This is a genomic window from Amycolatopsis sp. CA-230715 (assembly GCF_018736145.1).
Taxonomy (GTDB): domain Bacteria; phylum Actinomycetota; class Actinomycetes; order Mycobacteriales; family Pseudonocardiaceae; genus Amycolatopsis.
This window is the reverse complement of sequence record NZ_CP059997.1, coordinates 8,698,279-8,717,607: the sequence shown is the minus strand read 5'-3', so window position 1 is coordinate 8,717,607 and position 19,329 is coordinate 8,698,279. Positions and strand designations below refer to the sequence as shown.

Annotated in this window: 23 protein-coding genes; 11 read left to right on the top strand and 12 right to left on the bottom strand. The window is 68.6% G+C overall.

Annotated features, from left to right (window positions below; all coding sequences use genetic code 11):
- The first annotated feature begins 16 nt into the window (after nt 1–16).
- Nucleotides 17–514, top strand: a complete 498-nt coding sequence (locus tag HUW46_RS40695; RefSeq protein WP_215543982.1) for an RrF2 family transcriptional regulator — start codon at nt 17–19, stop codon at nt 512–514.
- Here HUW46_RS40695 and HUW46_RS40690 read toward each other — a convergent pair.
- Entirely contained in the window at nt 499–786 is a 288-nt protein-coding gene (locus HUW46_RS40690) for a VOC family protein (protein ID WP_215543981.1), read from the bottom strand. The genes HUW46_RS40695 and HUW46_RS40690 overlap by 16 nt on opposite strands.
- Before the next feature lie 26 nt (nt 787–812).
- Here HUW46_RS40690 and HUW46_RS40685 point away from each other — a divergent pair, with 26 nt between their 5' ends.
- Nucleotides 813–1,799, top strand: a complete 987-nt coding sequence (locus HUW46_RS40685) for a GrpB family protein (RefSeq protein WP_215543980.1) — start codon at nt 813–815, stop codon at nt 1,797–1,799.
- Here HUW46_RS40685 and HUW46_RS40680 read toward each other — a convergent pair.
- Together HUW46_RS40680 and HUW46_RS40675 are read right to left on the bottom strand one after the other, a co-directional pair.
- Nucleotides 1,783–2,973: a glycoside hydrolase family 64 protein gene (locus tag HUW46_RS40680; protein WP_215543979.1), complete on the bottom strand. Its 1,191-nt coding sequence runs from the start codon at nt 2,971–2,973 to the stop codon at nt 1,783–1,785. The two genes, HUW46_RS40685 and HUW46_RS40680, sit on opposite strands and share 17 nt — an antisense overlap.
- Nucleotides 2,974–3,151: 178 nt before the next feature.
- Nucleotides 3,152–4,348 carry a metallophosphoesterase gene (locus tag HUW46_RS40675; RefSeq protein WP_215543978.1) on the bottom strand — a complete coding sequence of 399 codons (1,197 nt, stop codon included), beginning with the start codon at nt 4,346–4,348 and terminating at the stop codon, nt 3,152–3,154.
- A 123-nt stretch (nt 4,349–4,471) separates the two neighbouring features.
- Between HUW46_RS40675 and HUW46_RS40670 the strand changes: the two genes are divergently transcribed.
- From HUW46_RS40670 to HUW46_RS40655, 4 genes are all read left to right on the top strand, one after another.
- Nucleotides 4,472–5,197 carry a hypothetical protein gene (locus HUW46_RS40670; RefSeq protein WP_215543977.1) on the top strand — a complete coding sequence of 242 codons (726 nt, stop codon included), beginning with the start codon at nt 4,472–4,474 and terminating at the stop codon, nt 5,195–5,197.
- A gap of 66 nt (nt 5,198–5,263) precedes the next feature.
- Nucleotides 5,264–5,668, top strand: coding sequence for a hypothetical protein (locus HUW46_RS40665; RefSeq protein WP_215543976.1), 405 nt, complete (start codon nt 5,264–5,266; stop codon nt 5,666–5,668).
- A 74-nt stretch (nt 5,669–5,742) separates the two neighbouring features.
- The gene (locus tag HUW46_RS40660) at nt 5,743–7,251 is read left to right on the top strand and encodes an apolipoprotein N-acyltransferase (protein WP_215543975.1); all 1,509 of its coding nucleotides are present in this window, start codon (nt 5,743–5,745) and stop codon (nt 7,249–7,251) included.
- A 32-nt stretch (nt 7,252–7,283) separates the two neighbouring features.
- Nucleotides 7,284–8,381: a GTP-binding protein gene (locus tag HUW46_RS40655; RefSeq protein WP_215543974.1), complete on the top strand. Its 1,098-nt coding sequence runs from the start codon at nt 7,284–7,286 to the stop codon at nt 8,379–8,381.
- 171 nt (nt 8,382–8,552) lie between these two features.
- On the opposite strand, the gene HUW46_RS40650 is transcribed toward HUW46_RS40655, so the two are convergent.
- Both HUW46_RS40650 and HUW46_RS40645 read right to left on the bottom strand, forming a co-directional pair.
- Complete coding sequence (locus HUW46_RS40650; RefSeq protein ID WP_215543973.1) at nt 8,553–8,888, bottom strand: DUF6191 domain-containing protein; 336 nt, start codon at nt 8,886–8,888, stop codon at nt 8,553–8,555.
- A gap of 38 nt (nt 8,889–8,926) precedes the next feature.
- A complete protein-coding gene (locus HUW46_RS40645) occupies nt 8,927–9,331 on the bottom strand; it encodes a PGPGW domain-containing protein (protein WP_215543972.1) in 405 nt (134 codons plus the stop codon).
- 98 nt (nt 9,332–9,429) lie between these two features.
- On the opposite strand from HUW46_RS40645, the gene HUW46_RS40640 reads away from it, so the two are divergent.
- Nucleotides 9,430–9,645, top strand: coding sequence for a putative acetyltransferase (locus HUW46_RS40640; protein WP_215543971.1), 216 nt, complete (start codon nt 9,430–9,432; stop codon nt 9,643–9,645).
- Here the strand turns inward: HUW46_RS40640 and HUW46_RS40635 are convergent.
- Entirely contained in the window at nt 9,642–10,466 is an 825-nt protein-coding gene (locus tag HUW46_RS40635; protein ID WP_215543970.1) for an urea carboxylase-associated family protein, read from the bottom strand. The two genes, HUW46_RS40640 and HUW46_RS40635, sit on opposite strands and share 4 nt — an antisense overlap.
- A gap of 25 nt (nt 10,467–10,491) precedes the next feature.
- Nucleotides 10,492–11,220, bottom strand: coding sequence for an SDR family NAD(P)-dependent oxidoreductase (locus HUW46_RS40630; protein ID WP_215543969.1), 729 nt, complete (start codon nt 11,218–11,220; stop codon nt 10,492–10,494).
- A 31-nt stretch (nt 11,221–11,251) separates the two neighbouring features.
- Between HUW46_RS40630 and HUW46_RS40625 the strand changes: the two genes are divergently transcribed.
- The 4 genes from HUW46_RS40625 to HUW46_RS40610 all read left to right on the top strand — a co-directional run bounded on the left by HUW46_RS40625 (nt 11,252) and on the right by HUW46_RS40610 (nt 12,980).
- Nucleotides 11,252–11,794, top strand: coding sequence for a MarR family winged helix-turn-helix transcriptional regulator (locus tag HUW46_RS40625; RefSeq protein ID WP_254125431.1), 543 nt, complete (start codon nt 11,252–11,254; stop codon nt 11,792–11,794).
- A gap of 12 nt (nt 11,795–11,806) precedes the next feature.
- Entirely contained in the window at nt 11,807–12,190 is a 384-nt protein-coding gene (locus HUW46_RS40620; RefSeq protein ID WP_215543968.1) for a VOC family protein, read from the top strand.
- Nucleotides 12,191–12,250: 60 nt separating this feature from the next.
- A complete protein-coding gene (locus HUW46_RS40615; protein ID WP_215543967.1) occupies nt 12,251–12,637 on the top strand; it encodes a hypothetical protein in 387 nt (128 codons plus the stop codon).
- A gap of 76 nt (nt 12,638–12,713) precedes the next feature.
- The gene (locus HUW46_RS40610) at nt 12,714–12,980 is read left to right on the top strand and encodes a DUF3040 domain-containing protein (protein WP_215543966.1); all 267 of its coding nucleotides are present in this window, start codon (nt 12,714–12,716) and stop codon (nt 12,978–12,980) included.
- Nucleotides 12,981–13,426: 446 nt separating this feature from the next.
- Here the strand turns inward: HUW46_RS40610 and HUW46_RS40605 are convergent, their stop codons facing one another.
- Genes HUW46_RS40605 through HUW46_RS40585 form a run of 5 tightly spaced genes read right to left on the bottom strand, consistent with a single transcriptional unit; the run spans nt 13,427 to nt 19,326 of the window.
- Nucleotides 13,427–15,352 (bottom strand): glycoside hydrolase 5 family protein, encoded by a 1,926-nt coding sequence (locus HUW46_RS40605; RefSeq protein ID WP_215543965.1) that lies wholly within the window; start codon nt 15,350–15,352, stop codon nt 13,427–13,429.
- Nucleotides 15,349–16,422: an aminotransferase class V-fold PLP-dependent enzyme gene (locus tag HUW46_RS40600; protein ID WP_215543964.1), complete on the bottom strand. Its 1,074-nt coding sequence runs from the start codon at nt 16,420–16,422 to the stop codon at nt 15,349–15,351. The genes HUW46_RS40605 and HUW46_RS40600 overlap by 4 nt, the downstream gene beginning before the upstream one ends.
- Nucleotides 16,419–17,282 (bottom strand): acetylxylan esterase, encoded by an 864-nt coding sequence (locus HUW46_RS40595; RefSeq protein WP_215543963.1) that lies wholly within the window; start codon nt 17,280–17,282, stop codon nt 16,419–16,421. The genes HUW46_RS40600 and HUW46_RS40595 overlap by 4 nt, the downstream gene beginning before the upstream one ends.
- Complete coding sequence (locus HUW46_RS40590; protein ID WP_215543962.1) at nt 17,279–18,223, bottom strand: acetylxylan esterase; 945 nt, start codon at nt 18,221–18,223, stop codon at nt 17,279–17,281. Before HUW46_RS40590 ends, HUW46_RS40595 begins: the two co-directional genes overlap by 4 nt.
- 2 nt (nt 18,224–18,225) lie before the next feature.
- Complete coding sequence (locus HUW46_RS40585; protein WP_215543961.1) at nt 18,226–19,326, bottom strand: ABC transporter ATP-binding protein; 1,101 nt, start codon at nt 19,324–19,326, stop codon at nt 18,226–18,228.
- Between the last annotated feature and the right edge of the window lie 3 nt (nt 19,327–19,329).

Genomic DNA, 19,329 nt, shown 5'->3' with positions numbered 1-19,329 from the left:
TGTCTAGACTGTTGCCATGAAGCTGTCGCAGGGTGTGGAGTGGGCGCTGCATTGCGCCTTGCTCCTCGCCGACGCGGGCGAGGGTGCCGTCTCGCGACGCGCGCTGTCCGGGTATTTCGACCTGCCGGACGCCTACCTCGCCAAACACCTCAAGTCGCTGGTGCGCGCGGGGGTTCTCACGGCCATCCCCGGCCCGCGGGGTGGATTCCGGCTGGCCAAGTCCGCGGACCGAATCACCGTGCTCGACATCGTCGAGGCCATCGAAGGAACCGTCTCGCCGTTCACATGTGCCGAGATCCGGCAGCGGGGCACCTGTGCCGTTCCCGCCGAATTGTGCGCTGGGCCTTGTCCGGTCGCCAAGGTGATGTATGACGCCGACGACGCTTGGCGGGCTTCTCTTTCCTCTGTGACACTGGCCGAGTTGAGTGGACGGATGCCTTCTTCGGCTCGTTCTCGGGGGCGGACTTGGGTTCTGGATCCATTCTCTCCTTTGCCGCCTTATTCTGTTGGTTGATCGAGGGACCAGTCCTGACCTGTGAATTCCTTGTCGGGGATGATGCGGAACTCGTTGTCTTCGGGGTCCGCCATCACCAGGAAGCCGCCGTCGGCGTAGTCCTGGAGCCTTCGCCCGCCAAGCGTCTCGACCCGGTACTGCTCGGCGACTGGATCGGGAGAGGTGATGTCGAAGTGCATCCGGTTCTTGCGCGACTTGGGTTCGGCAGTTCGCTCGAATCCCAGACCGAGGAGTTCGGCATGCGCCGATTCTCTCAAGTGGAGGCCAAGCAACGGCTGCTGGATACTAGGCTGTCACGGTGAAACGGGTGTTGTTGACCGGGATGTCGGGGACCGGGAAATCCACGGTGGTCGCGGAACTGGCCGCGCGTGGGTACAAGGCGGTCGACGCGGACTTCGGCGGGTATTCCGAATTGGTCGCTGTTCCCGACGGGGAGGTGACCGGGGTCGGGGGCGGGCAGGACTGGGTGTGGCGCGAGGACGCCATCGCCGAGTTGCTGTCGACCGAGGACACCGACGTTCTGTTCGTCTGCGGGTGTTCGCCGAACCAGGGGGAGTTCTCGTTCGACCACGTGGTGTTGCTGTCCGCGCCGGCGCGGGTCATCGCCGAGCGCTTGGCCGGGCGGACCACGAACTCGTTCGGCAAAGATGCCGGTGAGCTGGCGCGGACGCTCGAACTGCGGGAAACCATCGAGCCGTTGCTCCGGGACGGTGCCGATCTCGAACTCGACACGACAGCGTCGCTCGACCAGACCGTGGACGCCGTGCTTCGGCACGTTCTGGGTAACGGCGCGCCGGTGGTGATCGTCGACTACGACGACGGGTGGCCGAACTTGTTCGAAAGGTTGCGGCGGCCGCTCGCGACGGCGCTCGGGCCGCTCGCGTCGCGGATCGAGCACGTGGGCAGCACGTCGGTGCCGGGGCTGGCCGCGAAACCCATCATCGACATGGTGATCGTGCTGGACTCCGCGGGCGACCTCGACGAGGCGGCCGCGCGGATCCGGCCACTGGGGTACGAGCGGCGAGGCGACCTCGGGGTGCCGGGGCGCGAGGCATTCAGCAGACCCGGCGATCTGCCCGCGCACCACCTCTACGCGAGCGCGGCCGACGGCGAGCAGTTGGCGCGCCAGCTCGCGTTCCGCGACGCGCTGCGCGCCTCGCCGGAAACGGCTCGGGCATACGCGGCGCTGAAACGCGAGCTGGCGCAAAGGTTCCGCACCGATCGGGTCGGCTACACCGATGCGAAGACCTCGTTCATCGAATACGTCCTCAACGGAGGGCGTTGACGGTGATCGTCAGCTTGTCGGGATCGCCTGCCTGCACGGCACCGCTGAAATCAGGGCCGGGCGAAACATCGTCGTACGGGAACGCGTAGCCGCGGTTGTCGGGGAGCTTGCTGTGCACGATGCGGGCGTAGTGGTTCGTTTCCGCGTTCTTGTAGAACTTCGCCGGGTCCTCCCCCATCGGCTGATTCGCGTTGTCCAGCAAGGTCGTCCGGTTCAGCGGCGCGGCGAGCCGCGGGATGATGGCCTTGCGCGCCTCGCTCGCACCGTCGAGCGCGAACGGGCCGCTGTCGCAGCTCCACACGTCCGCGGTCGACGGCTTCGCGAACGCTTCACCGTTGTTGAACGTCAGCTTGCCGTCGCCACCGACCTTGCCGGTGAACTTGCCGAGATCGGACCGCTGCGAGTCGATCGTCAACTCCTCACCGGCGTACTTCTGCCACACCTTGTCGATGTAGCCGTCGAGGTACCCGTTGAACTTGTCCGCGCGGTAGTGCGCGGACAACACCCGGAGCGCCTTCCCGCCCTCACCGGATTCCACCAGCTCACCCCAGGCCCCACCCTGCTTTTTCAGTTCGTCGCAGATCCCGTCCAGCGACTTCGCGGGCAGGCCGGGCGCGCTCTGCTCCCCCGATCCCGTCGTCGTCAGGTGCAGGCCGAGCGGAATTGCCACGAAATCGACGTAGCTGATGTTCGCGAACAGTTGCGTGTCGTCCAAGGTGAACTCGCTGAACGACCAGTTCCGGCCGTAGTTCGGGTCATCGGCGTTCAAGAAGCTCGGGTGCACCATGGCCGGGCCCGGGTTCAGGAACAGGTCGAGCTTCGCGTCGAGCACGACGTAGATGCGGGCGCCCTTCATCTTCGGCACCGAAACCTCCGCGCCCGAACCGATCGGGATCGCGCAGTCCTCGCCGAGCGGGGAATGCTCGCCGGACGGCGACGGCGGATAGTACGGGGTGCCGTCGGCCTTCATCACGACGAGTTTGTCCCCCGGTGCGATACCGGTGATGTACGCATACGCGGTGTTCGAACCGGACTTGTTGTCGAACGCCACTTTCACCGTGTCCGGCACCGCCGCGGGCCCGAGGCCGCGCGCCCAAGCCAAAGTGGACCCCCACACCGGATAGGACGCCGCCGCAGCCGCGGAAGCACCGAGAAAAGCTCGCCGGGAAATCAAGAAGAACGCCTCCCAAGGCCGGAATTTCGGGTCCGGGAAAGCTAGCCAAGGCGCCGGAAGACGGTCAACGAGCAACCAACATCCTGACCGATTTTGTCACTGACTTTCCCACGAAAGTCGGCAGGGTCAGGGTACGAACGGGCAACTCGGGTGCACGGAGTGACAATTCCGTATTCAGTCAGCTCTTGCCCGCCCGGAGGGTGAGCACGGTGATTTCACTCGGCGCGAAGATCCGGAACGGCGGGCCCCAGAACCCGGTCCCCCGGCTCGTGTACAGCTGGGTCCGCTCGCCGTGCCTGGTCAGGCCGTGCACGGAGGGCTGGTCGGCGCGCACGAGGTAGTGGAACGGCCAGATCTGCCCGCCGTGCGTGTGCCCCGAGATCTGCAGGTCGACACCCGCTTCGACGGCCTGCGCGAGCTGTTTCGGCTGGTGCGCGGCCAGCACGACCGGCAGCCTCGGGTCGGCACCTTCGAGTGCCTTCGCCAGGTTCGCGCCGTGCCCTGGCACCCGCGACGCCGCGGCGGTGGCGTCATCGACACCAGCCACCACCAGCGAATCACCGCCTCGTTCGACGAGCACGTGCCGGTTGTGCAACGGCTCCCAGCCCAGCTCCGCCATGTGGTCGAGCCAGGCCTGCGCTTCACCGAAGTACTCGTGGTTGCCAGTTATGTACACTTTGGACATTCGAGCCCGCACGGTGGCGAGCGGCGCGGCCTGCGCCCTGCGCTTCTCGACGGAGCCGTCCGCGATGTCGCCGGCGTGCACCACCACGTCCGCGTCCAGCGCGTTGACCGCGGCGACCACCTTCGCCGACCAGCCGGACCGTTCGATCGGGCCGAGGTGGGTGTCGGTGACGACCGCGACGGTGAGCCCGTCGAGCGCGAAGCCGAGCCGGGCGATCGGCACCTCGACCCGCTTGATCCTCGGCAGGCGCGTCGCCTCGCGGTACCCCCAGGCGAGCAGCAGCGCGGCGACCGCCACCACGGCGATCGCGATCACCCTGCCCCGCAGCGGGTTCTCCACGCCGAAGGCCATCAGCACGAGGCGCAGCAGCGCACCGATGAGGCTCCACGCGAACAGCACCCAGACGATGCCGAGCAACGTGTCGCCGATCCTCGCCGCCCAGTCGAGCCCGCGCCGGGAATGTCCCAGGAACATCGCCACCGGGAACGCCACGACCGCCACCGCGAACACGATCGTGCCCGCGACCACCACGGCACCGGGCCAGTCGGTGCCGGACCGGAACAGCGTCCACCACGGCACGCCGAACAGGGCGAGCAGCACCACGACGAGCACGACCGCGAACAGCGGCCGCCGCCCGCCGCGAGGCGGAGCCGCGGGAGGACGGTTTTCGCTGGACACGGGGGCGCTCATGGAAACCATCTTACTGGTTGGTTAGTTCAGGCGGCGCGATCGTGATCCGGCACGCACCCCGGCGAACATCCAGTTCGGCGGACGTCCGGCGCGCCGGGACCCGTTGCCTTTAGGATCTCCGCCATGACGTACCCAGGGCCGCAGCAGGGCCAGCCGCCACAGCCGAACCAGGGCTACCCGCAGCAGCCGGGATTCGCACCGCAACAGGGTTACCCGCAGCAGGGCCACGGCTACCCCCAGCAGGGCCAGCCCCAGCAGCAGTACCCGCAACAGCAGCAGTACCCACCCGGTTACGGCGTGCCGCAGCAGACAGGACCCGCGCCCCTCACGCTGCCGGGCATCGGCGCCATCCCGGTCGGGATCGGCCTGGCCATCCAGCTCGCCGCGTTCCTCGGGGTGCCGTGGGCCGAACACGTCTCGTTCCTCGACCTCACCGGCGCGGTCAGCCTGCACAACAACAACGGCAACGGCTACGCCGCGGTCTACGCGCTGTTCCTCGGCTACCTGCTCGTCGCCCTCACCATGCTGGTCTCGCTGACCTGGACGCTCGGCGGTATCCGCACCGACGGCGCGGTCCGCATGTTCGGCCACCGGAAGACCGCGCTCACCCACGAGACCTTCCCGAAGTTCCAGCAGTACTTCACCTGGCGCGCCGTACTGCTGTTCGTCCTGCAGGCCAGCGGGATCGCGGCGCTGTTCTACAAGACACCCGAAGCGGCGACCGTCGGACCGTGGCTGGTGGTCGCCGGCGGGATTTTCGTCATCGTCGGGTGCAAGATCGGGCCGCGGAAGGGACCGGGCCTGCCCGCTCGCGGGCTGCCCGCTCAGGGACAGCTCGGCCAGTTCTGACCGCACTTCGCTCTTCCGGATCTCAAGGAACAGCAACGGCCGCGCCGCTCGCACGTCTTTCCGGGCGTGGACTGGGGAGAACCGGAAGCGGCGACCACCAGGTTGCGGGTGGTCGCCGGAGTCGTCGTCGCCGGCGTCGCAGGAGCGGTCGGCCTGTGGGCGCTTTGGCTGTACTTCGCCGATTTGGTGGCGTACCGGCCGCCCTACGACCTCTGGCTGTGCCGGATCGAGAGCGGCGGTGTCATCGGCGATCCGTTCGTGACCTTCGGCAGATTCGCCTTGAAACTGGTACTACTCCCCGCCAGCTTCGCCGTCGTAACGAACGTCGCGTTCGGCATGTGGCGACGCGGCGGGAAGATCTGGCTCTGGTTCGCGGCGGCCGCGGTGATCGCCGCCGCCGCGACCTGGGGTTACGTGGCTGCCGTCGATGCCATGCTGTATCCGTACGTCGAAGTAGCCGGATGCGGATGACCTGACGAAAGTCAGGTGCGGGCGCTGCCCTTCGCCCACTACGCGTGAAGTCCGGGCTGCCTAACGTTTCCCGCGTGAACAAGACCCGTGCCCTCTGGTGGCTCGCCGCCGCCCTCGTCGTACTGGCCCAGCACACCGACTGGTCCGTTCCCCTTGCCGCCTGGGTGTTCCCGATCCCGCTGCTCGCCTACGCGCGACGGGTGCCGACGCGACGCGCCGCCGTCTTCGGGTGGCTCGCCATCCTGATCGGCACGGTGTACTGGCTCGCGGTCACCAGCCTGCTGTTCGTGCCCGTCGCCGCGGGGCTCTTCCTCGCACTGACCGTGCTGCTCACGCTCCCGTACCTCGCCGACCGGGCGTTCGCGTCGCGGTTCGGGCCGCTGCTGGGCAGCCTGGTCTTCCCGGTGACGCTGGTGACGGCCGAATACGCGTTCTCGTTCTTCGACTTCGGCGACTACGGCACGCTCGCCAGCACCCAGTCGGGAACCCTCCCGCTCGTGCAGGTCGCCTCGGTGACCGGCGTGTACGGCATCAGCTTCGCGCTCGCCTGGTTCGCCTCGGTGGTGAACACGGTGTGGGCACGGGGTTTCCGGCCCGCACGGCGCGCGGTGGTCGTGCACGTCTGCGTGCTCGCGGCCGTCTTCGCGGGCGGCACGCTCCGCCTCGTCCTCGCCGACACCGGGGACCGCACGGTGCGGGTGGCCGGGGTCAGCGCCGCACGGCACGCGCAGGATGCGAGCGAGAAGGCGTTGAAGGGACTCGGGATCGAGTATTGGCGCCCCGAGCAGGTCGCCCACTCCCCCGGCGCGGGCGCCGCGTTCGCACCGATCACCGAAGACCTCCTCGCCAGCACCGAAGCGCAGCTCGGCGCGGGCGCGAAACTCGTGGTGTGGCCGGAAACGGACGCGAAGGTGCTCCAACGCGACGAAGCGAACCTGCTCCAGCGCGTCGCCGCGCTCACCACCGCCAAGCAGGCGTACGTCCAAATTGGACTCGCGTGGTACACCGACACGGCGCCGTTCGTCCGCAACGTCGCGATCCTCGTCGGCCCGAGCGGCGAGGCGATCTGGACCTACGACAAGACCCATCCCACCCCGATGGAACCGATGGCCCCCGGAACCGGTGCGGTACCCGCCACCGGCAGCCCGTTCGGCAAGCTCTCCACGGTGATCTGCTACGACGCCGACTACCGTGGCCTGATGCGCCGGGACGCCGACCTGATGCTCGTCCCCGCGAACGACTGGCCGGGTTTCGGCGGGCTGCACGCGGAGAACGCGGTGTTCCGCGCGGTGGAGAACGGGTACACCGTGTTCCGCCAGTCGGTCAACGGGCTGGCCACGGCGATCGACGCGCAGGGACGGATACTGGGGAAGGCCGACTTCTACCGCGCCGACCAGCAGACCCTGGTCGCCGACCTGCCGCTGGTGCCGCAGGCGTGGACGCTCTACCGCGCGGTCGGTGACGTGTTCGCGTGGTGCTGCGCGGCCGCCGCGCTCCTGTTGGCCGCCGCCGCGCTCCGGCGGAGGACCGCCCCGGCGACTGGTCCAGACCGGATCTTGAACCGGACGGCAGGCGAGGGCTAACCTTCGATCCTTGGCCGACGACTGGGGGTCGGATGAGCACGTTGTTCCTGCCGGTGAGCGGGTTCCTCGGCGCGGGGAAGACCACCACCCTGATCGCGGCGGCCGAACTGCTGGAAGCGCGCGGCCGCCGCGTCGCGATCGTGACGAACGACCAGGGCACCGATCTCGTCGACACCCGGCTGGCGCGCTCGGACGCGAGCCTGGTCGGCGAGGTCACCGGCGGCTGCTTCTGCTGCCGGTTCGAGGATCTCCTGGACGTGACGAGCACGCTCATCGAAGGCAACGGCGTCGACACCGTGCTCGCCGAGGCCGTCGGCAGCTGCACCGACCTGCAGGCCACCGTGGTCCGCCCGCTCCGGGCGCACTACGGCGACCGGTTCACCGCACCGGTGCTGACCACGGTCGTCGAACCGGACCGGCTCGCCGCGCTGAGCGCGTCGCTGCCCATCGGCGACACCGGCTCCGACCTCTCGTACCTGTTCGCCAAGCAGCTCGAGGAGGCCGACGTGATCGCGGTCAACAAGACAGATCTGCTCGACCGCGAGGAAACCGCCGCGCTCGTGGAAACGCTGCGGGCGAGCCATCGGTCGGCGACCGTGCTCGCGTGTTCGGCCACGACCGGCGACGGCATGGCGGAACTCGTGCACCAGTGGACCGGTGACAGCGCGTACGCCGCCCGCGATCTCGACGTCGACTACGCGCGGTACGCCAGTGCGGAAGCGGGGCTCGCGTGGCTCAACCGGACGCTCGTGCTCTCGGCACCGCACGGGTTCGATCCAGCGGCATGGGCGGACGCGGTGCTGCGCCTGCTTTCGGAATCGGCGCGGCGCCGCGGCTGGCTCGTCGGGCACGTCAAGATCGCGCTGGACTCCGCGGCCGGGTTGACGAAGCTGAGCCTGGTCGCCGCGGGCGCGGCACCGGTCGCCACCACATCGCGCGGCGCGGTGGTCACGGAGGCCGCCGTCACGGTGAACGCGCGCGTCGCCTGCGAACCGGAAGAACTCGACGAAGCCGTGGATGCGGCCGTCCGGGAAGCGGCAGACCGGATCTCGGCCGCGGTGCGGAATTCCGGCGGGGCCGCCGCGTTCAAACCGGGCTACCCGAGGCCGACCCACCGGCTCCCGGCCTGACCTCCCGTCGGGCCGGGCGCCCGCTTTCACCGCGCCGAGGTGGCACTCCCGTGGGTGGCACGGCGTGCACGACCGGTGCTCTTCCCAGCCCTCACGGGCAGAGCACCGGCCGACCCCCAGGCCCTGAATGCTAGGCGAGTCGCGCCGCGGTGACTGACGGTCAGACGACCCTCAATCCAGGCGCCGGCGGGGTAAATCCAGCTTCGCGACGCCCGATTCGAGGTCGATCCGCTTGCCGGGCGGGGCGCCGTCGTCCTCTTCCTGCCGCAGCACCAGCTCGACGTCGCGGTGCTCCAGCTCGTGCCGTTTGGTGCCGTAGAAGAACGAGAAGATCTCTTCGGTGCCCCGCGCCGTGGCCATCCGCTTGCCGTGCCCCATTCCGCGCGGCCGCCGCTCGCCCCGGCGGCGTGCCAGCACCCACCGGACGACGCGTTCCGCCGCGACCCCGAAGAAGAGCAGCAGGAAAAGCCCCGGCAGGGAAAGCCCCCATACGACGGCGGTGTCCATGTCACCGACAACGCCGCTCCCGCACCCGGAGTTCCGGCTCACCCGGTGCGACGGGCGCGGACCCTCCGGTAGCTCCACAGCAGGAGGCCGAGCAGCAGGAGGCCGGAGAGGATCAGGCTCGACCCCGTGCTCCACCCCGCGAGCGGCAGCCAGCGGACGACGCCCCACACGACCCCGGCGGCGATGAGCGCCAGCCCGGCGAGCACCGAACCGCAGATCCGCAGCGGGGAAGACACACTGTCCTCCGCCGCCTTCATCGCGCGGTCGCGGACCGGGTCGACGTACTTCTCCACCGCGGGGAACTCCGAAGCCAGCATGATCAGCCCGGCCAGCACGAGCAGCAATCCCGGCCCCGGCAGGACGAGCAGCGCGATGCCGACCGCGAGCACCACGCCGCCCGCGACCGCCACGGTCACGCGCTTCACCGGGTTCCCGCTCGCCATCGATCGCCTCTCGCTCGCCGTGCCCCGATTCTGCGGGCAGCGGCGTCGTCCCGCTCGGCGAAACCACCGCACGGGTCATGCTCGCCTAGCATGAGCGCATGAGTCCGGCAGCCGAGGTTTTGACCGCGCTCCCGATCGGCACCAGGGTCGTGGTCCGCTACCGGATCGAGGGCGGCTTCACCGACGCGCTCGGCCCGTTGACCGCGATCCGCGCCGACGAATGCGTGGTCGAGACCAAACGCGGCGCGGTGACCGTTCGGCTCGCCGACGTGGTCCTGGCGAAACCGGTTCCACCGGCACCTGTGCGACGTTAGGGCATCGACATGCCGTGCAGGTTGCGGTAAGCCGCGCGCTCTGGTGGCTTCCAGCCGTCGAGCAGCTCCGTCGACGGCCGGTACACCTCGACGCCGAGCGGGTGGCACACGTCGATCGGGTCGCGCGCGTCCGGGCCCCACAGCGGTACCGAAAGGTCACCGCCGGGGCAGGTCGACAACGCGCACAACAGGTCCAGCTCCGCGAAGAACTCGAAGTGGTCACCGGGTTTCGCCGGGCACGCCTTCATGAAGTACCGGTCCTCGTCGTTGAGACCGGTGCACTGGAACACGTTCAGCACGTCGTGCACGTCGAATTCGGTGAGCCCGTACGGCAGGACGGCGCGCACCAGGTTCGAATGGCAGTGGAAGTCGTAGTCGTCGCCGGCGAGCATCCGGTTGACGTACGGGTCGCACCGGGTCCCGAGCAGGTCGTGCGCGCGCCCGCCCTCGCCGTCGACGCCGTACGACGCGAGGCTGTCCGCGGTGACGGTGACCAGCGGCCGCAGGAACGGAAGGGTGGACCACAACCGGTCGAACGTGCTGACGTGCGCGCGCTGGAGCTGACGTGTACGCGCCGCCCACAGCCGCTCGCGCGGATCGTGGGCGTGCCAGATGTTCAGGTCGCCGACCTGCGGCCCCTCGGTCGTGACGATCCGGCAGAGATGCCCCTTCGGCACCGTCCACGCCCGTCCGGAGCGGATCGGGATCTCGAAGGACTCCACGAGCTCGCGGTCCCCGTCGGCGAGCCGCTGGTAGAACGCCTCGTCCACGTCCAGCGCGCCGCCGCTGCCCTGCTGGTAGGCCGCCGCCGGACCACCCATCTGACCTCCTCCGTTCGCCGCGACCCTACCGCCCGAGGAACGCGCCGCCGTTGACGTGCACGACCTGCCCGGTGACGTGGCCCGAACCGGCGCTCGCCAGGAACCCGATCACTTCGGCGATGTCCTCGGGAGTGCCCGCGCGCTTGGTCATGGTGTCTTCGGCCAGTTCCTTCGCGCGCTCGGCGGAAAGCTTGCCGTGGAAGAACTCCGTGTTCTCGGTCAGTCCAGGTGAGACGATGTTCGCGGTGATCCCGCGCGGCCCGAACGCTCGCGCCACGTCCGCGGTCCACGCCTCGACGGCGGCCTTCGCCGCGCCGTACGAGGCGGCACCGGTGCGCGCGGCGATCGACCCGATGGTGATGATCCGCGCGCCGTCGGCGAAACGCTCGGCCAGCGCTTCGGTCATCAGGACGGCCGTCAGCACGTTCGCGTCGAAGTTCGCGCGCCACGCCCTCGCGGTTTCCGCCAATCCGTCGCCAGCGGCCTGCTCGGAGAGATCGGTGTTGCCGCCCGCGTTGTTGACCAGGACGTCCACCGTTTCCGGGAATTCCCCGAGCGCGGTCGAAACGGCGGCCGGATCGGCCGCGTCGAACGCGATCGCCCGCGCGCCAAGACGTTCCGCTGCCGCGCGGAGCACGTCGGCGCGGCGGCCCGTGATCGTCACGCTGTCCCCGAGCGCGCGGAAGTGCGCGGCCGCGGCATACCCGATCCCGGTGCCCCCGCCGGTGACCACGACTTCCCTCGACTTCGTCATGAATCAAGTCCTTTACTGTTAAAGTATCTTCGTGACCGACGTTAACGAAACTGATCGGAACCCGTCAAGCGACGAGGTCGACGACATCCAGCGCGCGTGGTTGCGGGAGCGGCCGGGTACTCCGGTGGCCTCGATCGGGGTGATCACCCGGATCTGGCGGATCGGCAAGCTCCTCGACGACGACCGCCGCCGCACGATGCTCGCGCTCGGCATGGACGCGGCGACCAGGGATCTGCTCAGCACGCTGCGCAGGTCGGGGCCGCCGTACCGGCTCTCGGCGGGGGAAATCGCGGGCCGGATGCTGGTAAGCGCAGGCGCGGTGTCGCAACGCGTGGCGCGCGCAGAACGGGCCGGGTACGTCCAGCGCGTCCGCTCCCCCGACGACGGCCGCGGTGTGTTCGTCGAATTGACCGAGCGAGGTCACGATCTCATCGAACGGACCGTCGACGAGCTGCTCCGCCACGAAGAGGACCTGCTGGCCGGGTTGTCGGTCCGGCAGCGGGATGATCTGACCGAACTGCTCCGCATCCTGCACGCCGATCTGACCGCGCGTGCCGCGGCCCACGAAGGCTGAAGGAGGACCTCGGTGCGCATCGACCGGCTAGACCACCTGGTGCTGACCGTCGCCGATCTCGACGCCACGGTGCGCTTCTACACGCGCGTGCTCGGCATGGAGGAAGTGACTTTCGGCGCCGGACGGAAGGCGTTGACCTTCGGCACCAGCAAGATCAACCTGCACCGCGCCGGGCACGAGTTCGACCCCAAGGCCGCGAGCCCGACCCCGGGCAGCGCTGACCTGTGCCTGATCACCGAGGACCCCATCGAGTCCATAGTGGACGAGTTGGCCGCGGCGGGCGTCGCGGTCGAAGAGGGCCCGGTGGACCGCACCGGCGCCACCGGCCCGATCGTCAGCGTTTACTTCCGCGACCCGGACGGGAACCTCATCGAGGTCAGCAACTACCGCGCTTGACATCACCCGATCGTCGCAACTGGGCGGCGATGTCCGGTGCGCGGGCACACCATGGATCCCATGACCCGCCAGGACGAGCGCAAGCGGCCGCGCCTGCCGTGGCTCGTCGGGACCGGCGTCCTGACCGCCGCGACGTCGGCGGGCCTCTGGTGGCTCTGCCGCGGCGACGATCCGAAGCACATGGCCCCGGCACTGGTCGGCGGCTGCGTTGTCGGACTGGCGGCAATCACGGTGGCGAGCGCGACCGTGTTGCCGACTCCAGTGGTGGTGCTGTGCGTCGCCGCACCCTTCACGGTGGCGTGGTCCATGACCGCGTCGGCCAGCGATGACAGCGGCCTGTGGGGCGTAGGCGCCTTGTTCCTCGCAGTGGGCACCTCCGCCGGCGCCGCGCTGGTCGCCGCCGGAACGAAGGCGTTCCGCTCCCGCCAGCGGAAACGGGTCCGCTGATGTTTCATCTCCATCGATACTGGGTAAGAGCCCTTCCAGGAGTGCCTTCCTGGCCACGGCCCGAGGGAGAGCGACGATGTTGAGCCGCCATGAAAAGGACGAGCTGCACAAGATCGAGCAGTGGTTCGAGTCCACCGAACCAGCACTGGTCGACGCGTTGCGAACGGGCCGGACGGGGCCGCTCAGGCGCATCCCCACCGCCCTGCTGGTGATCACCGACATCGTGGCCTTCGCCCTTTTGATCTTGGCGTTCACCGGCACCAGCGCCGTGCTCATTCTGTTGTCGCTACTGGTGACGAGCTGCGCGGTGTGCCTGCACGTGGCGAGGCACGCCGTTCCGTAACATCCCGGTCGCTGTAGGTGCGGCCACTCGGGGTGGTGCCGTCGTTTTTGGTGTGGATGTTCCAGCCGGGTTCGTGGCAGAGTTTGTAACGTTGATCTTGTCGGTGCCACCGCCGTCGGCCTAGACGGTGGCGTGGTCGAGATCGGTGTACAGGGCGGGCCTGCAATTTTCCGTCCCACGTCCATGGGTTCCCCGGCGACGGGTTCGGTGATCACCCGGGTCCACGTCGAGTTCGCATCGAAGGCGATCTCGCGCTCCATCGCCTGCGCCCGATCCGAGGGCAGCTCGGCGAACACAGCCGAGGGGTTCCGCCCCGCGAGCTTGGAAGCCGCGCACTCGTCCAATCAGCAAGCCACCCGGACATGAAATCAAACTTTTCAACGGACACGCCACAATTCTACCGACCCGCGAACACGCGAACACGCGAACACGCGAACAAAGCAGAACTACCGAAGAAGACGAACCTCAACCCCAAACCCATCAAGACGAACCACAGAAGAAACTGACCCATCCAACAAAACCAGCAAAGAAGACCCCACCTCAGGACGGACCACAACCGAAGAAGAAGACTGATTCACGAACCACACATACCGAGTCCCATCCTCATGCACCAACGAATCACAAAACACCATCGGATCATCAACCGAAACAACCGAAGACACCCCAGCAAACCGCCCCAACGCCCGATAGAGCAGATAAGTAGGCTCCGGATTGACATCCCCCAACGAAGCAGCCATATGCTCCACCGGGTACGTACACAGCACCGTCGAACCCGCCCCAACTCGATTGACAAGCACCGCAGGCCGCCCCTCCCCATCGACGGCCACGACCTCCGCCGTATCCGGCACCACCGGCAACAGAGCCCTGCTGTGCTCGTTCCCACCCACCCGAAACCGCAGAGTCGAACCAGCCGGGATCCCGCCGAACGACACGATGAACGTCAACTCCACGACATCCGTGGTGATCGGCGATACCAGCCCGTACCGCAACTGCTGCCGCACCCCGAAGAACGAGTCGAGCCCGGCGAACCACGGCCCGCGATTCCCGCCATGCGTACCGGAGCAGTACGAGAGGTAGACGGTCGCACCCTCCCGCGCATAATCGAGCAACGCACGCATCGTCGGCGCCATGACCTGACGCGTCGACGGCAACAGGTAGAGCGACACGTCACCATCAAGACCATCCAGCTCACGCAGGAATCCCACGGCGAGATCGGCTTCCCGTGCCGCGACGTACGCTTGCCGGAGAGATCCGAAGACGAGCGACCGGTCGGCCTCCAGGGTGGTGACCGGGTACCCGCTTTCGAGATAAGCGGTGACCACGAGCGCCGCCGACGCGTCCGTCCTGCGCAAACGAGGAAAATCTACAGTAGACAACAGCGAACGGAACCGCTCCAGCTCCAACAGCGGCGGCTTTGGCGAGCCATCACTCGTGGTGATCCCGAAGTGCATTTCGAACGGGTGGTGCCGGTACGGGTCCTGGTCAGCAAGCTCGTCGTAGTCGGTGTTGTTCCAGGCGAGCCAACCGGAAGCGCCAGCGAGCAGTGACGTGTGCAGCACCTGCCGGTAATAGTGCGCCGCGTTCTCCGGTGACGTCCAGTCGCTGGTCAGTCCGAACTCTTCGAGCACGACCGGTTTACCACCCACGGCCGCGAGTTCACAGACGAAGGCCGCGTTCAGGTGCTGACGAACGGGATCGGAGTCGGTCGGGTACACGTGCGGTCCCACGAAATCGGTGAAAGACGCGAGTTCGCGCACCGAGAATCCGTTGTCGGCGCCCGTGACCTCGATACCCCACGCACCGTCCCCAATGGACACCGGTTGGGTCGCGCCGCCCGCGCGCACCGCGTGCACCATGAGCCGTGCCCAGCTCGACACGTCACGGCCCGGCGCGGGTGGTTCACCACGGCGCCTGCCGTAGATCGGCATCTCGTTGCTGATCAGCCACGCCGTCACGGCGGGGTGCTGGTGGAAGCGGTTCGCCATCCGTTCGATGAACCAGGCTTGCCTGGTGACCATCCACACGTCCGCGTAGAGGTCCCGGCCGTTCCGCCACGCCGGGTCCCAGTTCTCCCCCGACATGTGTCCGACCAGGAACGTCGGGATGGAGAGCATGCCCAGTTCGGTGTGCGCGTCGAGGAAGTCAGCGAAATGCGCCAGTTTCGCCTCATCGAGCCGCTCCGGCTCCGGGTGGAAATCGGGCCAGTAGAAGAACGACCTGGTCGCCGTCACACCGTGCCGAGCCAGTACCGCCAGCTCTTCGCGGACGACGGCGGGATCGTACGAACGCCACATCAGCGGGCCGCCGGTGCGCGACCAGAAGTTCGCGCCGATCCAGCAGGAACCTTCGAGCCGGGGCGTTTCCCGCCTCATGCACTGTCCAACAGCGACAGGATGGCGTCGAGCACGAGCTGGTCCTCCCCCGGATCGAGCGTCTGCGGGTTCAACGCGATGGCATCGCCGGAAGCACCGACCGCGATACGCGGGTCCCGATCCCACAGGGCGTCCACAAGCGAGTCGTGCGTCCACCCGGTGCTCTCGTCCAGCCACACCAACGCCCGACCGTGCGGCTGGCCAGCTTCACTCGGGTACCCGCGCTCGGCACGCACGCCCGGCACGCTCGCGAGCGCCTTCACCCACCGCTCAACGGTGTCCTCATAGGACTGGATCAGCGCCGGCTCATCTTGGCGCAGCGACCATTCCACGGCGGCGAGCAGTCCGAGCAGCTCCTCCTTGCCCACCTTCATGCCCCTGCCGACGGCGTGCTCGGGCGACGCGTGCCTGCGGCAGCCTGCCACGATCGCCTCCGTGCCGACCACCAGCCCGGTCGCCTGTGGACCCCGCAACCCCTTACCACCGCTGAAGATCGCCGCGTCCACGCCGAGATCGACGGTGAACCGCCACAACGACGCGATCGGCGGCACCTGCGCCGCGGCGTCGACGAGCACCGGCACACCCCGTTCGTGCGCGGCGGCCACGACGTCCGCCAGCGGAACCGCGCCTTCGGGGTAGTGCGCTCCCGCGAACCACAGCACACAGGCCGCACCTTCCAGCGCCGCCCCGAGCGAACGGGCGTCGGAGAACTCGGTGATCTGCGCCCCGAGCTGCCGTGCCGCGTAGTCGTAGTGGTTGCGCTGCGCACGAGCCATCGCGACCTTGCCGTCCCGCACGGGAAAGGCTTCCAGGTCACCGGCGAGGCAGCCCGCGACGGACAGCGTGATCCCGGCACTGGCGCCCGAGGTGACGAACGCGGCCTCGTTCCCGGTCAGTTCCGCGATCCGCTCGCCGATCCGGTCGCGCAGTTCGAGCAGGTCGACGAACTCGCTCGCGCCGCAGGCCATCGCCTCCACGGCGGGTGCGGCGAGCCGCGAGCCGCCCAGCCTGGTCAGGGTGGCCGCCGCGTTCACCACCGGACGTATCCCGAGCGAGCGGTAGGTTGTCATGCGATGAACTTCCGCAATGGCGGCACGCCGAGCCGTTCGGCGAGCCAGCCGTCCAGTTCGGCGGCGTCGGCCGCGTCCTCGCCGGTCATCCGGTACGCGTGGGCGTGGCCGCCGAGCCCGGCGAGCAGGTCGTCGCGCCAGCGCGAACCGGTCGGGGGCAGCGCGAGCAGGACGTCCGTGCGCACGTCGGCGGCGAACCCGGCGGGGTCGAACGCCCGCAACGTCCGCTCCACTCCGGACTCGGCCGACGGGAACTCCCTGATCAGGTCGTTCAGCTCCTCCCAGGGGTACTCACCGGTGCTCAGGCGCCCGCGGAACGCGTCGTGCAGGAGCGCCGTCGTGACCCTGACCGCGCTGAACACCGGACGGCGCGCCGCGGTCACGAGCGCGAGATCGTCCCCGGTCACGCCGATACGCGCCGAATCGCACTCCTCCCGTCCGGCGAGGAACTCCGCCGCCCGCAAGCAGTCCGCGACGATCGAGCGGTACACCCAGGTTTCCGGCGACTCGATGCCACTCGTGAACAAGCCTGGGTACGCCGCGGAGAACGGGCTGTCCGCCAGCCGCTGGCCGCGGTGCATCGCGGTGAACACCACGTACCGCAGCCGGTCGTTGTAGTGCGGCGCGTGGTTCACGCTGCCGTGGCGCGGCAGTTCGAGCAGCCCTGGGAACGGGCCGTCCCCGGTGGGCACGCTGAAGTACCCGAACAGGCGGTAGGACCCGAGTCCGCTCAGCCGGACCTCGTACCCGGTGAAGTCCGCTGTGGACTTCGCGGGCACCTTCTCGATCACCGGCCGCGCCGGGAAACCGGCCAGCTCTTCGTCCACATCGGACCAGAACTTCTCGAAGCCGTCGGTCACGCGCGGGCTCCTTCCGGGTGCAGATGGCCGTCGACGAACTTTTCCACCAGCGGGATCACCCAGCGCAGCCCGGAGTCGTGCCCGCATCTCGGATACGTGTGCAGCTCCTTTTCGGACTCGAGCAGCCGGTACACCGCGAACCCGGTTTCCGGCGGGCACACGTCGTCCTCCATCCCGAGGTAGACGAAGATCGGCGCGCGTACCTTGGGCGCGAAGTTCAGACCGTCGAAATAGGACGCGGTCTCGGTGAGCAGCGGCTCGTGGTCGGGGTGCACCCGGAGGTACTCGTTGATCTCCTCGTACGGGTAGGAGTGCGTCCAGCCCGGTGAAGCCATGATCCCGCACAGGTACGGCGCACCGGCCGCGACGCAGCGCACCACGTCGGGGCGCAGCGCCGCGGCGACGATGCCGAGCCCGCCGCCCTGGCTCGACCCCCAGATGCCGACCCGGTCCGGATCGACCTCCGGCAGTGCCGCGAGCACGTCGATCGCGCGCACCACGTCCGCGTAGAACCCCCGGTAGCCGTAGGTGAAGCGGTCCACCATGTTGTGCGTGAGCAGGCCGGGATACCCGGGGTTGAACCGCGCGTTGGACCGCAGCTTCCCGCGCGGCGCGAGGCCGACCGTGACGTAGCCGCGTTCCGACCACGACTTGAGCACCGAAGGCTCGGAGATGTAGCCGGGAACGTGCAGCACCGCCGGGAAGGACGTGCCGGGTGGGCGGCCCGCGGGCATGGTGAGCCAGGCGGCGATGCGCAGCTGGTCGTAGCTGGTGTAGCGCAGTTCGTAGACGTCGACCGCGGGCGTCGACATCCTCGGCACCGGTATCAGCTCCGGGTCCGGCGGCACTTCGTCGGTCAGGCGCAGCGTTTCGGCCCAGAACTCGTCGAAATCGGTCGGCAGGTCGACTTCGACGGTCGCCGATTCGGGATCTCTCGCCATGATCACCTTTCTCCGTCACTTGCCGGGGCGTGGATCGCCGAGCCGCTCTCGGCGTCGAAGAGGTGCAGCCGGTCCGCGCGGAAGGTCACCGGGACCGCACTGTCCACTGCGGACCGGAACGGCGCCGGCACGCGCGCCTTCACCCGATCGTCACCGAGGTCGACGGTCACCAGCGCGTCCGCGCCGAGCGGCTCCGAGACGAACACCGTGCCCCGGTTCTCCGGCCCGTCGAGCGCCACGTCCTCCGGCCGGATACCGAGCACCACCTCCCGGTCGCCGAGATCCTCGGTCGCCCGCACGGCGGACGGTGGCAGGTCCTGGGTCCACGACCCGCTCCGGAACCGCCGCACGCCGCCTTCGTCCACGATCCCGCCGCGGAGGAAGTTCATCGCGGGACTTCCCATGAACGCCGCGACGAACATGTTGGCGGGCCGGGAGTAGATCTCCTCGGGTGGCGCGCACTGCTGCAACACGCCCTCGGAGAGGACGGCGATCCGGTCGGACATGGTCATCGCCTCGACCTGGTCGTGCGTCACGTAGATGAACGTGCGCTTCAGATCGGCGTGCAGCCGCTTCAGCTCGGCCCGCATGTCCACCCGCAACTGAGCGTCCAAATTGGACAACGGCTCGTCCAGGAGGAACGCGCCCGCGTCGCGGATGACGGCCCTGCCGAGCGCGACCCGCTGGCGCTGCCCACCGGACAGTTCCTTTGGCCTGCGGTCCAGTAGCTTCTCGATACCGAGCGAGCGCGCCGTCGCGGCCACCCGCTCGTCGATCTCGGCACGCGGCACCCGCATCATCTTGAGCGCGAACCCGATGTTCTGCGCCACCGTCTTGTGTGGATAGAGCGCGTAGCTCTGGAAGACCATCGCCACGTCGCGCTTGTTCGCGGGCAGGTAGCCGACCGGTTCGTCGTCGAAGTAGACCTCACCGCCGGTGGCCTTTTCGAGCCCGCAGATCATCCGCAGCGTGGTCGACTTGCCGCAGCCCGACGGGCCGACCAGGGTGAGGAACTCGCGGTCGGCGATGGTCAGGTTCAGCGCGTCGACGGCGACCGCGTCGCCGAACGCCTTGGACACGTTCTCCAGCCGTACTTCAGCCACTCG

What these genes read in the sequence shown, in the direction of transcription:
- HUW46_RS40645 (WP_215543972.1), bottom strand. Translation starts at nt 9,331, where the DNA reads ATGGCGAGCGGGAACCCGGTGAAGCGCGTGACCGTGGCGGTCGCGGGC.
- HUW46_RS40600 (WP_215543964.1), bottom strand. Translation starts at nt 16,422, where the DNA reads ATGACAACCTACCGCTCGCTCGGGATACGTCCGGTGGTGAACGCGGCG.
- HUW46_RS40590 (WP_215543962.1), bottom strand. Translation starts at nt 18,223, where the DNA reads ATGGCGAGAGATCCCGAATCGGCGACCGTCGAAGTCGACCTGCCGACC.
- HUW46_RS40610 (WP_215543966.1), top strand. Translation starts at nt 12,714, where the DNA reads ATGTTGAGCCGCCATGAAAAGGACGAGCTGCACAAGATCGAGCAGTGG.
- HUW46_RS40695 (WP_215543982.1), top strand. Translation starts at nt 17, where the DNA reads ATGAAGCTGTCGCAGGGTGTGGAGTGGGCGCTGCATTGCGCCTTGCTC.
- HUW46_RS40635 (WP_215543970.1), bottom strand. Translation starts at nt 10,466, where the DNA reads ATGGGTGGTCCGGCGGCGGCCTACCAGCAGGGCAGCGGCGGCGCGCTG.
- HUW46_RS40605 (WP_215543965.1), bottom strand. Translation starts at nt 15,352, where the DNA reads ATGAGGCGGGAAACGCCCCGGCTCGAAGGTTCCTGCTGGATCGGCGCG.
- HUW46_RS40655 (WP_215543974.1), top strand. Translation starts at nt 7,284, where the DNA reads ATGAGCACGTTGTTCCTGCCGGTGAGCGGGTTCCTCGGCGCGGGGAAG.
- HUW46_RS40630 (WP_215543969.1), bottom strand. Translation starts at nt 11,220, where the DNA reads ATGACGAAGTCGAGGGAAGTCGTGGTCACCGGCGGGGGCACCGGGATC.
- HUW46_RS40670 (WP_215543977.1), top strand. Translation starts at nt 4,472, where the DNA reads ATGACGTACCCAGGGCCGCAGCAGGGCCAGCCGCCACAGCCGAACCAG.
- HUW46_RS40650 (WP_215543973.1), bottom strand. Translation starts at nt 8,888, where the DNA reads ATGGACACCGCCGTCGTATGGGGGCTTTCCCTGCCGGGGCTTTTCCTG.
- HUW46_RS40615 (WP_215543967.1), top strand. Translation starts at nt 12,251, where the DNA reads ATGACCCGCCAGGACGAGCGCAAGCGGCCGCGCCTGCCGTGGCTCGTC.
- HUW46_RS40640 (WP_215543971.1), top strand. Translation starts at nt 9,430, where the DNA reads ATGAGTCCGGCAGCCGAGGTTTTGACCGCGCTCCCGATCGGCACCAGG.
- HUW46_RS40675 (WP_215543978.1), bottom strand. Translation starts at nt 4,348, where the DNA reads ATGAGCGCCCCCGTGTCCAGCGAAAACCGTCCTCCCGCGGCTCCGCCT.